This is a genomic window from Streptomyces sp. NPDC059454 (assembly GCF_042749965.1).
Classification (GTDB): domain Bacteria; phylum Actinomycetota; class Actinomycetes; order Streptomycetales; family Streptomycetaceae; genus Streptomyces.
This window is the reverse complement of the sequence record NZ_JBHYVC010000025.1, coordinates 14,955-27,241: the sequence shown is the minus strand read 5'-3', so window position 1 is coordinate 27,241 and position 12,287 is coordinate 14,955. Positions and strand designations below refer to the sequence as shown.

General features: G+C 71.6%; 10 protein-coding genes. 5 read left to right on the top strand and 5 right to left on the bottom strand.

The window, feature by feature from the left end; genetic code table 11:
* Window positions 1–10 precede the first annotated feature (10 nt).
* From ACFXAE_RS18910 to ybaK, 3 genes are read left to right on the top strand one after another with little or no spacing between them, the layout of a single operon-like run.
* Window positions 11–1,087: a hypothetical protein gene (locus ACFXAE_RS18910; protein ID WP_384715702.1), complete on the top strand. Its 1,077-nt coding sequence runs from the start codon at window positions 11–13 to the stop codon at window positions 1,085–1,087.
* An 11-nt stretch (window positions 1,088–1,098) separates the two neighbouring features.
* Entirely contained in the window at window positions 1,099–1,839 is a 741-nt protein-coding gene (locus ACFXAE_RS18905) for an LON peptidase substrate-binding domain-containing protein (protein ID WP_384715699.1), read from the top strand.
* Between the two features lie 30 nt (window positions 1,840–1,869).
* On the top strand, window positions 1,870–2,370 hold the full coding sequence (gene ybaK / locus ACFXAE_RS18900; RefSeq protein WP_384715696.1) for a Cys-tRNA(Pro) deacylase: 501 nt from the start codon (window positions 1,870–1,872) through the stop codon (window positions 2,368–2,370).
* Between the two features lie 157 nt (window positions 2,371–2,527).
* On the opposite strand, the gene ACFXAE_RS18895 is transcribed toward ybaK, so the two are convergent.
* From ACFXAE_RS18895 to ACFXAE_RS18880, 4 genes are all read right to left on the bottom strand, one after another.
* Window positions 2,528–3,232: an AAA family ATPase gene (locus ACFXAE_RS18895; protein WP_384715693.1), complete on the bottom strand. Its 705-nt coding sequence runs from the start codon at window positions 3,230–3,232 to the stop codon at window positions 2,528–2,530.
* A 34-nt stretch (window positions 3,233–3,266) separates the two neighbouring features.
* The gene (locus ACFXAE_RS18890; RefSeq protein ID WP_384715690.1) at window positions 3,267–4,088 is read right to left on the bottom strand and encodes an ABC transporter permease; all 822 of its coding nucleotides are present in this window, start codon (window positions 4,086–4,088) and stop codon (window positions 3,267–3,269) included.
* 80 nt (window positions 4,089–4,168) lie between these two features.
* Window positions 4,169–5,143 (bottom strand): ABC transporter ATP-binding protein, encoded by a 975-nt coding sequence (locus ACFXAE_RS18885; protein WP_384715904.1) that lies wholly within the window; start codon window positions 5,141–5,143, stop codon window positions 4,169–4,171.
* Between the two features lie 292 nt (window positions 5,144–5,435).
* Window positions 5,436–6,644 carry an NYN domain-containing protein gene (locus ACFXAE_RS18880; protein ID WP_384715687.1) on the bottom strand — a complete coding sequence of 403 codons (1,209 nt, stop codon included), beginning with the start codon at window positions 6,642–6,644 and terminating at the stop codon, window positions 5,436–5,438.
* A gap of 220 nt (window positions 6,645–6,864) precedes the next feature.
* Between ACFXAE_RS18880 and ACFXAE_RS18875 the strand changes: the two genes are divergently transcribed.
* A complete protein-coding gene (locus ACFXAE_RS18875; RefSeq protein WP_384715684.1) occupies window positions 6,865–7,032 on the top strand; it encodes a hypothetical protein in 168 nt (55 codons plus the stop codon).
* Between the two features lie 107 nt (window positions 7,033–7,139).
* On the opposite strand, the gene dnaE is transcribed toward ACFXAE_RS18875, so the two are convergent.
* Window positions 7,140–10,679, bottom strand: a complete 3,540-nt coding sequence (gene dnaE, locus ACFXAE_RS18870; RefSeq protein ID WP_384715681.1) for a DNA polymerase III subunit alpha — start codon at window positions 10,677–10,679, stop codon at window positions 7,140–7,142.
* A gap of 205 nt (window positions 10,680–10,884) precedes the next feature.
* On the opposite strand from dnaE, the gene ACFXAE_RS18865 reads away from it, so the two are divergent.
* A complete protein-coding gene (locus tag ACFXAE_RS18865; RefSeq protein WP_384715678.1) occupies window positions 10,885–12,234 on the top strand; it encodes a DUF2252 domain-containing protein in 1,350 nt (449 codons plus the stop codon).
* Window positions 12,235–12,287 lie beyond the last annotated feature (53 nt).

Sequence of the window (12,287 nt, the reverse complement as noted above, 5' to 3'; positions counted from 1 at the left end):
CGGTCTTTCAATGGTCGACACCATGGCTCTGCTGCACGCGTTCACCCGTACGTCCCGGGTGCGAGGAAAGACGACGGGCGCCACGCCCCCCGTCCCCGTCGCGCTGCCCGCCGACGACGAGGTGCTGCTCGACGCACCCGACGATCTGCTGGGCCCGGCGCTGGTCGGGGCCGCGGGCGGTGACCACACGCCCGTCGCCGGGCTGCTCGCCGTCACCCGGCGCACCGGTGCCTGGGAGCACCGCGACCGGTATGTGCGGCGGCTGGCCGCCTTCGCGCGCTCGCGCCCCGAGTGGCTGGACACCTGGCGCGCCCACGACCCGCGCGACCCCGACGGGCTGCTGGTGGACGCCCAGCGGGCGGTGGACCGCGCCTGGGACTCACCGGCCCGCGTCGAGCTGCTGCGCGAGGTGAGCCCGCTGATCACGGCCGCCGCCCGGGCGGACAACCGCGATCCGGTGCCCTGGCGGCTCGCCCTGGACCACGCCCGCGGCGCGCGCGCCGGGCACACGTACTTCGAGGAGCTGTGGGAGGCGGCGGTCCGGCGGGCCCCGCACCACCACGGCTGTCATGTGGCGGCCCTGCGCTATCTGGCGTCCTCGTGGCACGGTTCGCACCACGAGTGCTTCACCTTCGCGGACCTGGCCGCGCAGGACGCGCCGGAGGACTCGCTCACCCAGGCGCTGCCGCTGCGGGCGGCGTTCGGCTATCTGACCGACCGCTGCGGTCCCGAAGTGCCGCGCGAACGGCTCGAGGCGGCGGCCGACCGCGCCGTGGCCCTGTCCGCCCGGCTGCCGGGGAGCCAGCCCTGGCCGGCCGAGCTGCGCAATCTGCTGACGTACGTCCTGGTCAGGCTGGAACGCCCGCGGGACGCCCTGGAGCAGCTGCGGCTGACCGGCCCGTACGCCACGTCCTTCCCCTGGGACCGGGACGCGGGCGATCCGCTCGGCCGGTTCCTGGAGGTCCGTCGGAGCGTGCGCGCGGCGGTCGCGTCCGGCCGTCCCGAGCCGGGGTACGGCTCCCCGGCACCGGTCTTCGACCGGCCGAGGAGTGAGCAGGGCGGTCGACTCCGCTTCGGCGACCATTAGGCTCTTGGCTCGTGACGACCGTCCGGCTCCCGCTCTTCCCCCTGAACACGGTGCTGTTCCCGGGGCTCGTGCTTCCGCTCAACGTCTTCGAGGAGCGCTATCGCGCCATGATGCGCGAGCTGCTGAAGACCCCGGAGGACGAGCCGCGCCGGTTCGCCGTCGTGGCGATCCGCGACGGGCACGAGGTGGCGCCGAGCGCGCCCGGCCTGCCCGATCCGACGGCCGTGCCCGCACGCGGCCCGGCGGCGGGCTTCGGCACCGATCCGCTGCGCGCCTTCCACAAGGTGGCCTGTGTCGCCGACGCGGCGACGATCCGGGAGCGGGCCGACGGCACCTTCGAGGTACTGGCGACCGGTACGACCCGGGTGCGGCTGCTGTCCGTCGACGCCTCGGGGCCGTATCTGACGGCCGAGTCGGAGCCGCTGGCCGAGGATCCCGGCGACGAGGCGGGGGCACTGGCCGAGGGGGTGCTGCGGTCCTTCCGCCAGTACCAGAAGCGGCTGGCGGGGGCGCGGGAACGGTCGCTGACGACCGGCGCGGACCTGCCGGACGAGCCGGGTGTCGTCTCCTATCTGGTCGCCGCCGCGATGATGCTGGACACACCGACGAAGCAGCGGCTGCTCCAGGCGCCGGACACCGCGTCCCGGCTCCGTGACGAGCTGAAACTGCTGCGCGCGGAGACGGCCGTCATCCGTCATCTGCCGTCGTTGCCGGCCGCGGAGCTGACACGCGGTCCGACGAGTCTCAACTGACGTACGAAATCGACCGGGGTACAGGCGGGGATGGCGAAGAAGTCCAGGAAGCAGCAGTCGGGAGGAACGCCCGCGACGGTGGCGCTCACCGCGGCCGGGGTGCCGTTCACGGTGCACTCCTACGACCACGACCCCACCCACCCGTCGTACGGCGAGGAGGCGGCCGAGGCGATGGGCGTCTCACCGGACCGGGTCTTCAAGACGCTGGTGGCGGACGTCGACGGCGCGCTGACGGTGGCGGTGGTGCCGGTGGCGGGGCAGCTGGACCTGAAGGCCCTCGCGGCGGCCGCCGGCGGCAAACGGGCCACGATGGCCGACCCGGCCCTGGCGGAACGCACCACGGGCTACGTGCGCGGCGGCATCTCACCCCTGGGCCAGCGCAGGAGACTCCCCACGGTCCTGGACGAGTCGGCCACCCTCCACGAGACGATCTGCGTCTCGGCGGGCCGCCGCGGCCTGGAGGTGGAACTCTCCCCGACCGACCTGACCGGCCTGACCTCGGCGACCCTGGCCCCGATCGGCCGCCCGTAGCGCCCGGCCGTACCCGCGGGCAGGCACAGCCGCACCGCCCGGCCGTACCCGCGGGCAATCGTGCCGCAGGGCGGCACGGGTGGGCGCGACAGCACCCCGCAAACGCCGGGCCGCGCGACCCACCCCCGCCCCGCACCGGCACAGGGCTCCCGGCGGCCTACGCCCCCGGCATCCCGTACGTCCCCGCAGGGAACTGCTCCGGATCCCGCGGCCCGAACAGCCCCGTCAACCCCAGGTGCAGCACCAGTGCCGCGAACGGCCACGCCAGCAGCGCCCCCTTCGCGCTCAGCTTCAACGGCGCGTCGAACGTGACCCCTTTGCCCGCACTCCTCGCCTGGGCGATCACGTCCGACGCCGGCCCCAGCCACACCCCGAGCCGCCAGGCCAGCACCGACCCCAGCAGTCCACCGACCGCCAGCGCCACCACCAGTGGCACACCCCCACGCCGCCGCACCAGGAACACGGCAAGCGCGCTCACCGCACCGAACCCGAGCGCGAGCAGCGAGAACGTCCCGTCCACCCCGATGCCGTGCTCACCCTCGGAGTCCTTGAGGTAGACGACCCAGTTGTCACCGACCACGTCGCCCACCAGCGGCACGCGCGGCGCCAGCCACCACCACAGCACCCCGAGCAGCACCCCGCCGAGCGCCACCGCCACCGCGGTCACGCCGGCCTCCCGTATCTCCGCCTTCATCCCGGGGCCGTCCTGTTCGTACCACCAGTCGGGCCGTGGATACCCGGCGTGCCCGCTCTTGTCCGCGTGCGGAGTCGTGGCAGCCGCCTGCCCGTCGGACGGCGGCTGCCACACGTCCCGCGCGGAACGCTCGTGCGGAGGCGGTGGTGGTGTCAGAGGTGCGCTCACCCTGCCATCGTGCCAGGCCCGGCTGTGCGGCGCGTCACCGGACGGCTGCCCTGCGGTACGCCCAGGTCGCGACGGCCAGCGAGAGCACGCCGACGCCGCCGCACACGGCGAGGTCACCGAGCACGCGCGCCCAGTCGGGATGCGGTCCGAAGGTCCGCGCCAAGGCCTCGACGCCGTACGTCGACGGCAACAGGTCCCGGGCCAGACGCACCGCCTCCGGCATCCGCTCGGCCGGCAGCACACCGAGCAGCAGCGCGGCCGACATGCCGAGCTGGCCCAGCAGCGTGGCCACCTCCGCGCGGGGCGCGAGCAGGCCGAGCGCCGCTCCGAGTCCGGCGAGCGCGGCCCCGGCCAGCGGGATCACGGCGGCCAGCACCCACAGATGCGCCAGCGGCAGCCCGAACAGCACACATCCGAAGACGGCGGTCACCACGGTCCCCGGCACGGTGAACGAGGCGTACGCGCCCGCCGTGCCCAGCACCACCGCCGCCGGCGGCACCGGCAGCGTCGCGTAGTGGTCGAGCCCGCCGCTGGCCCGCAGCTGCCCGAAGTACTGGGCGAGCAGGTTCAGCGCGACGAAGGCGACGACCAGGACCGCCGAACCGGCGACCACGGCCTGCGCCTCACCGCCGCCGTCCACGACCCCGCGCATCAGGATCATGATCCCGACCGACTGGAAGGTCGCCACGAACAGCAGCGGTATCCGCGCGACCCGGGCCCGGGACAGCTGCGCCCGGTACACGGCCGCCAGCGACGGCCACAGCCGCGCCCGGGGGCCGAGCTCGGCTGCTTCCGGCGCGGTCTCCTCCACGGCCAGGGCGCCGCCCGGCAGGACATCGGCGGGTACGACACTCACGTCGTGCTGCTCCCCTTCGTTCGGAGGTTCGCCCGAAACCACTGCGGTCCTGTTCCGTACGGGTGGCGCGGCCCGTGTGCTCACACCTTCACCAGTCCCTGTCGTACGGCGCCGCCCAGGGCCAGGTAGACGTCCTCCAGGCTGGGCGTGGCCAGCGTGAAGTCGTCCAGCGCGGCGAAGGCGGCCCCGCCGGTGACGGTGGCGACGACCGTACGGGCCTCCTCGGGGGCGAGCCGCAGGGTCCAGCGGCGGCCCGACTCGACGACCCGGTCCCGCAGCGCGGCGACCTCGGGCACGTGCAGGGGCGCCGCCTCGCGCCACACCAGATCGACCCGGACCTCGCCGGCGACCCGCTCCTTGAGGCCGGCCGGGCTGTCGCAGGCGATGACCCGGCCCCGGTCGAGCACGGCGACCCGGTCGAGCACGGTCTCGGCCTCGATGACGTTGTGGGTGACCAGCAGCACGGTGGTGCCGTGCTCGGCGCGGCGCCGGTCGACGGCGGACCACACCGCGCGCCGGGCCACCGGGTCCATGCCGGTGGTGGGCTCGTCCAGGACGAGCAGGGGCCGCTCCCCCACCAGCGCGGCGGCGAAGCAGGCGAGCCGGCGCTGACCTCCGGAGAGCTTCCTCAGCGGGCGCCCGGCGATCGGGGTGAGCCCCAGTTCGTCCAGGACGTCGTCCCGCTCGGCCCGCGCCCGGCGCACGTCGAGCCCGCGCAGCCGTCCGGTGGTCTCGGCGGCGAGGGACACGGTCAGTTCGTCGAGGGCGCTGGACTCCTGGCCGAGGTAGGCGAGGATGCGCGCGGCACGCTCGGGGTGGCGCACGATGTCGTGGCCGAGGATCTCGACGCTGCCGCGGTCGGGCCGCATCAGTCCGGTCAGCTGGCGTACGAGGGTGGACTTGCCGGCGCCGTTCGGTCCGAGCAGCCCGAAGATCTCACCGCGCCGGATGTCGAGCCCCACGTCGTCGGTGGCCCGGACCTCGGGCGTCGCGGGGACCCCGCGCCGGCCGCGCACCGCCGGATAGGTCTTGGTCAGCCCGCGCACCGCACACACGACGTCACCACCGTGCCGGAATCCCTGTGCCGCGCGCGTCTTCACAAGGGACGAGCCTACGGGGTCTCGAACCCCGCCCCGCCCCCGGGGCACCCCACCACCCACCAAACCCACCCCAACCCCTACCACCCCAGAACACCGCCCACCCCCCATCCGGCACCCGCCCACGCCGGGGCCAGGGCCCGCCTTCCAGCCCACCGAGCCGGGTGGGGGGTGGGCACAGGCCGGGGGTCCAGGAGGCGGGGGCGTGGGGGCGGAGCCCTCGACACGGGGCGCGGGGGCGGACCCTCGCCTACTCCCCGGCGGGAGCCCTCTCCGTACCGGTACGAAGGTCCAGCTCACGCCAGAACCCCGCCCGAATGGCGTAACGGTCACGTTCGTCGATCTGGTCGTCCTTGTGGGCGAGCAGCCCGAAGCGAGCCGCGTACCGCAGCAGCTCCCCGTCGACACGGTGCGGAATCCGGGGATACATGCCGGACAGCTTCTGGATGTGGCTCTGGTCGCCGAGCCGCTCCACCCAGCGCCGGGCGAAGACCTGCCCCACTTCGAAGGGGTCCCCGCCGACGGTGGTGATGTCCTCCTCGCGGTCGGCCCACCGCTGCTCCGCCGTGGTCAGCTGGGCGAGCGTGGGCATGGAGGCCGCGTCCGGCGGCTCGGCGGCCGGCCGGTCGACCCAGCCCTTGTCGGAGGACCAGCGCAGGGTGGCGGAGGCGGGCTGCTGGGGCGGGTGCGGGCCGGGGCCGCGCAGCGCGGCCAGGTCCTTGGGGGTGGGTACGCCCTTGGCCGTGGACGCCCGCTCGGCGGTGCCGTTGTGCCCGGCGGCGGCCGGGTGCTGCGGCTCCTGGACGGTCCGCTCGGCCGTCGCGCCGGGCGCGGACTCCGGCAGCGGGGCGGAGAGGATCGCGGCGATCTCGGGCCGCGGCACGGGCGGCGGGGCGCACACCCCGGTGTGCTCCTTGGCCCGTACGGCCCGGGTGATCCACGCCCGGTCCAGCACCCGGCGCTCGTCGGCCTCGGCGACCAGGTCCTCGGACTGGTTGTAGTCGCCGTCGGCGGCCTGCACGGCCCACAGATGCACGGCGACGCCGTGTTCCTTGGCGGCCATCATGCCGGGCAGCAGGTCGCCGTCCCCGGTCACCAGGACGATGTCGGAGCAGGCACGGTTGCGGGCCAGCTCGGTCAACTCGGCGTGCATCGCGGCGTCGACGCCCTTCTGCGCCCAGCGGCCGTCGCTGCGGGTCAGCGCGCCGAGCCGGACGGTGACCCGGGGCATCACGCGCAGCCTGCGGTGTTCGGGCTGCGGGACGCGGTCGGGGGCGCCGTCGAACCAGTAGATGCGCAGCAGCGGCTGACGCGTCTCGGACTCGGCGCGCTCCCGCAGCCCCTGGATGAGGGCCGCGTGGTCGACGGTGATGCGGGACCGCGAGGGCTCCCCCGCCAGGAGACTGGCTGCGGCCCCCAGCAGATACCCGGCGTCCACCAGGACGATGCAGCGGTCCACGCGGTCCACCCTCTTTCCGGGAGGTTTGCTTCGGGCTTGCTTCGAGTCTGCCCGACCACGCCGGGGTTAACGGCCCGAACTCGATCTTCGGCGTGGCGTTTCCACACTTCCTCCCCGATCACCTCGGTCACACACGGTAATTGTCCAGCATGCGTCCGTCATCAGGCTGTGTGAATCTGGTCCCGGCCCTGGCCCCTAGTCCCCCACAGGAGGCATCACCATGGCCAAGAACAAGAACCGTGACCGTAAGCAGCCGCAGGCCGAGCGTGCCCAGCGGGCGGTGCAGCAGTCCACGATGGAGACGCCGGACGAGCAGCGCACCACACAGGTCGTGCCCGGCGAGGTCGGCCGGGGCAAGGGCCGGCAGAAGCGCTTCGGCCACAACTGACATCCGCGTGACGGGCCGTTGCGGCCCGGGCGCGGGAAGCTCCGCGCGCAGGAAGAGGGGCGCACCCACCGCAGGGTGCGCCCCTCACACGTGTCGGACGGGCGTTCTCAGCCCGCCAGGCAGGACGGTCCGAGGAGGACCTTCAGATCGCCGAACAGAGCCGGGTCCGGCTTCACCCGGTGCCGGTCCAGGCGCAGCACCGTCGTCTTCGTCGGCCCCTGGAGCTTGATGCGGACCTCGCTGTCGCCCTTGTGGTGGGTGAGGATCTCACCGAGCCGGCTGACCATCGGCGGGGTCACGCGGGTGGCCGGGATGGTGAGCACCACGGGCGCGTTGGCGCCCGCGTTGGACAGGTCGGGGATCATCAGCTCCATCGCGACAAGGCGCGGCACGTCCTCCCGCTTGTCGAGCCGGCCCTTGACGAACACCACGGCGTCCTCGACGAGTTGCGTCGAGACGAGCTGGTACGTCGCGGGGAAGAACATGCACTCGAGGGAGCCCGCGAGGTCCTCCACGGTGGCGATCGCCCAGGCGTTGCCCTGCTTGGTCATCTTGCGCTGCAGGCCCGAGATGATGCCGCCGATGGTGACCACCGCGCCGTCGCCGAAGTCACCGCCGGTGAGCTGGGAGATGCCCGCGTCGGCCTTGTCGGACAGCACGTGCTCCAGACCGAACAGCGGGTGGTCGGAGACGTAGAGCCCGAGCATCTCGCGCTCCTGGGCGAGCAGGTACGTCTTGTCCCACTCGTCGTCGGTGAAGGTGACGTCGAGGCCGAAGCCGGGCTCGCTGGTCTGCTCCTCGCCCATGCCGCCGAAGAGGTCGAACTGCCCCTCGGCCTCCTTGCGCTTGACCGCGACCACGTTGTCGATCATCGGCTCGTACTGCGCGGTGAGGCCCTTGCGGGTGTGCCCCATGGAGTCGAAGGCGCCCGCCTTGATCAGCGACTCGGTGGTCCGCTTGTTGCAGACGACCGCCTCGACCTTGTCGAGGTAGTCCGGGAACGAGGCGTACTTCCCCTTGGCCTTGCGGGACCTGATGATCGACTCGACGACGTTGGTGCCGACGTTGCGCACCGCCGACAGGCCGAAGAGGATCACGTCGTCGCCCTGCGCGGCGAAGTTCGACTCGGACTCGTTGACGTTCGGCGGGAGCACCTTGATGCCCATGCGGCGGCACTCGTTGAGGTAGACGGCCGACTTGTCCTTGTCGTCCTTGACGGAGGTGAGCAGCGCGGCCATGTATTCGGCCGGGTAGTTCGCCTTGAGATATCCGGTCCAGTACGACACCAGTCCGTACGCGGCGGAGTGGGCCTTGTTGAACGCGTAGCCGGCGAAGGGGACCAGCACGTCCCACAGGGCCTGGATCGCCTCGTCGCTGTAGCCGTTCTTCCGCGCGCCCTCCTGGAAGAGGACGAAGTTCTTCGCCAGCTCGTCGGGCTTCTTCTTGCCCATCACGCGGCGGAGGATGTCGGCCTCGCCGAGCGAGTAGCCCGCGATGATCTGGGCGGCCTTCTGCACCTGCTCCTGGTAGACGATCAGGCCGTAGGTGACCGACAGCACCTCCCGGAGCGGCTCCTCCAGTTCCTTGTGGATCGGTGTGATCTCCTGGCGGCCGTTCTTGCGCTCCGCGTAGTTGATGTGCGAGTTCATGCCCATCGGGCCCGGCCGGTAGAGGGCCGAGACGGCGGAGATGTCCTCGAAGTTGTCGGGCTGCATCTGGCGGAGCAGCGAGCGCATCGGGCCGCCGTCGAACTGGAAGACGCCGAGGGTGTCACCGCGGCAGAGCAGTTCGAAGGTCTTGGGGTCGTCCAGCGGGAGGGCGAGCATCTCCAGGTCGATGCCCTTGTTGGCCTTCACCATCTTGATGGCGTCGTCCATGATCGTGAGGTTGCGCAGGCCCAGGAAGTCCATCTTCAGCAGGCCCAGCGACTCGCACTGGGGGTAGTCCCACTGTGTGATGGTCACGCCGTCGGTGTGCCGCACCCAGATCGGGGCGTGGTCGACGATGGGTTCGCTGGACATGATCACGCCGGCCGCGTGCACGCCCATCTGCCTCACGAGGCCCTCGACGCCCTTGGCGGTGTCGATGACCTTCTTCACGTCCGGCTCGTTCTCGTACATCGCGCGGATCTCGCCGGCCTCGTTGTAGCGCGGGTGCGAGGGATTGGTGATGCCGTCGAGGTCGATGCCCTTGCCGAGGACGTCGGCGGGCATGGCCTTGGTGAGCCGGTCGCCCATGGCGTACGGGTAGCCCAGCACGCGCGCGGAGTCCTTGATGGCGTTCTTCGCCTTGATCTTGCCGTACGTGCCGATCATGGCGACCTTGTCGGCGCCGTACTTCTCCGTCACGTACCGGATCACCTCGACGCGCCGACGCTCGTCGAAGTCGATGTCGACGTCGGGCATGGAGACGCGCTCGGGGTTGAGGAACCGCTCGAAGATCAGGCCGTGCGGGATCGGGTCGAGGTCGGTGATGCCCATCGCGTACGCCACGATCGAACCGGCCGCGGAGCCTCGGCCGGGGCCGACCGCGATGCCCTGGTTCTTGGCCCACATGATGAAGTCGGCGACCACGAGGAAGTAGCCCGGGAACCCCATCTGGATGATGACGTCCATCTCGTACTCGGCCTGCTTCTGGCGGTCCTCGGGGACGCCGCCGGGGAAGCGGCGCGCCATGCCGCGGCGGACCTCCTCCTGGAACCAGGTGACCTCGGTGTAACCCTCGGGGATGTCGAACTTCGGCATCAGGTCGCGCTTGACGAACATCCCCGTGGTGTCGACCATCTCGGCGATCAGCCGGGTGTTGGCGCAGCCCTGCTGCCAGGCGTCCGAGGAGTCGATGGCGTACATCTCGTCGGTGGACTTGAGGTAGTAGCCGGTGCCGTCGAACTTGAAGCGGTCGGGGTCGGAGAGGTTCTTGCCGGTCTGGATGCACAGCAGCGCGTCGTGGGCGGTCGCCTCGTGCGCGTACGTGTAGTGCGAGTCGTTGGTGACCAGGGGCGGGATGCCGAGCTTCCGGCCGATCTCCAGCAGGCCGTCGCGGACCCGGTGCTCGATCTCGATGCCGTGGTCCATCAGCTCCAGGAAGTAGCGGTCCTTGCCGAAGATGTCCTGGTAGTCGGCGGCGGCCTTGAGGGCCTCGTCGAAGTGGCCGAGGCGCAGCCGGGTCTGCACCTCGCCGGAGGGGCAGCCGGTGGAGGCCACGATCCCCTCGGACCACTGGCTGATGGTCTCCTTGTCCATCCGGGGCCACTTCTGCAGCCAGCCCTCGGCGTACGCGTCGGAGGAGAGCTTGAAGAGGTTGTGCAGGCCCGTGCTGTTCACGGCCCACATCGTCTTGTGGGTGTACCCGCCGGAACCGGAGACGTCGTCCCGCTTCTGGTGCGGCTGGCCCCACTGGATCTTGCGCTTGTTGCGCCGGGACTCGGGCGCGACATACGCCTCGATCCCGATGATCGGGGTGACTCCGGCCTTCTGGGCGGAATGGAAGAAGTCGTACGCCCCGTGCAGGTTGCCGTGGTCGGACATGGCGATGTGCGTCATGCCCATCTCGTTGCAGGCGTTGAACATGTCCTTCAGCCGCGCGGCACCGTCCAGCAGCGAGTACTGGGTGTGGACGTGCAGGTGCGTGAACGGCGGCTTTGACACGGTGCGGCCTCCAAGGAGAACAGCCGGTGACGGGCGGGCGGACGGTCCGGGGGACAGCGTCGAAGTCTATGCCCCGACACTGACACTACGAGCTCGTCCCGACGTACCTTCGGGCGGTGGCGCGGGCACTCCCGTGACCCGTCGCACGTTAGGCAGGGGACGGACCAGCCGTCCCGAAACATCCTGCACCAGGAGGCACCAAGCGATGTCGGTCCCGCAGCTCAACGACGAGCACCGCGGTGAGGAGATCCTCGCCGTCCTCGACACCGCCTTCGGCGAGCTCCTGGCCGCCGACCCGGCCGCGTTCCGGGTGAAGTTCCGGAAGATGGCCGCCTCGGCGTTCGCCTTCTACCGCGGGACGGCGTGCCTCTTCTACCACGATCTGGACGCGGAGAACGCCGGGCGGGGCGGCGGGAGGGGATACAGCGGCCCCTATCTGGACGACCGGACGTCCCGGGTGTGGATCCACGGCGATCTGCACGCGGAGAACTTCGGCACGTACATGGATTCGAACGGCCGCCTGGTCTTCAACGTCAACGACTTCGACGAGGCCTACGTCGGCCCCTTCACCTGGGACCTCAAGCGCTTCGCGGCCTCCGTGGCGCTGATCGGCTACGCGAAGGCGCTCAGCGACGAGCAGATCACCGAGCTGGTCACCGTCTACGCGGCCGCCTACCGGGAGCGGATCCACGCACTGGCCACCGGCGCGAAGCGCGACGAGGTGCCGCCGTTCACCCTGGACACCGCCCAGGGCCCGCTGCTCGACGCGCTGCGCGACGCCCGCTCGCTGACCCGGTTCGGGCTGCTGGACTCGATGACCGACATCCGCGACTTCGAGCGCCGCTTCGCCGCCGGCGGCGGCGCGGTCGAGCTGGACGCCGCCACCCGCTACAAGGTGCTCGCCGCCTTCGACGGCTATCTGGAGACACTGCCGGACGCCTCCCTGGCCCGCCCGGACTCCTACCGCGTGAAGGACGTCGTGGGCCGCCGCGGCATCGGCATCGGCTCGGCCGGGCTGCCGTCGTACAACATCCTCCTGGAGGGTCACAGCGACGCCCTGGAGAACGATGTGGTGATCTACATCAAGCAGGCCCAGACCCCGGCCGTCTCCCGGCACATCCCCGACCAGGCCATCCGGGACTACTTCCAGCACGAGGGGCACCGCACGGTGATCTCCCAGCGCGCCCTCCAGGCGCACGCCGACCCGTGGCTGGGCTGGACCGAGCTGGACGGCGCGGGCCAGCTGGTCGCCGAGGTCTCGCCGTACGCCGTGGACCTCGACTGGAGCGACATCGACGACCCGGAGGAGATCGCCCTGGTCGTCGCCGACCTCGGCCGGGCCACGGCGACGATGCACGCGGCGGCGGACGACACCTCCGGCGAGTCCCTGGTGCCGTTCTCCACCGAGCGCGCCATCGACGCCGCGATCGCCGCCGACGAGGACTCCCTGGTCCCCCTCCTGGTCGAGTTCGCGCACGACTACGGCGCCCGCGCGCGCGGCGACCACCAGATCTTCCTGGACCTGTTCCGCAACGGCAGGATTCCGGGACTCTAACGATCCGCCCGTCCACAGGGGCCCTTTAGGGATCCCTTACCGCAGCACGTGAC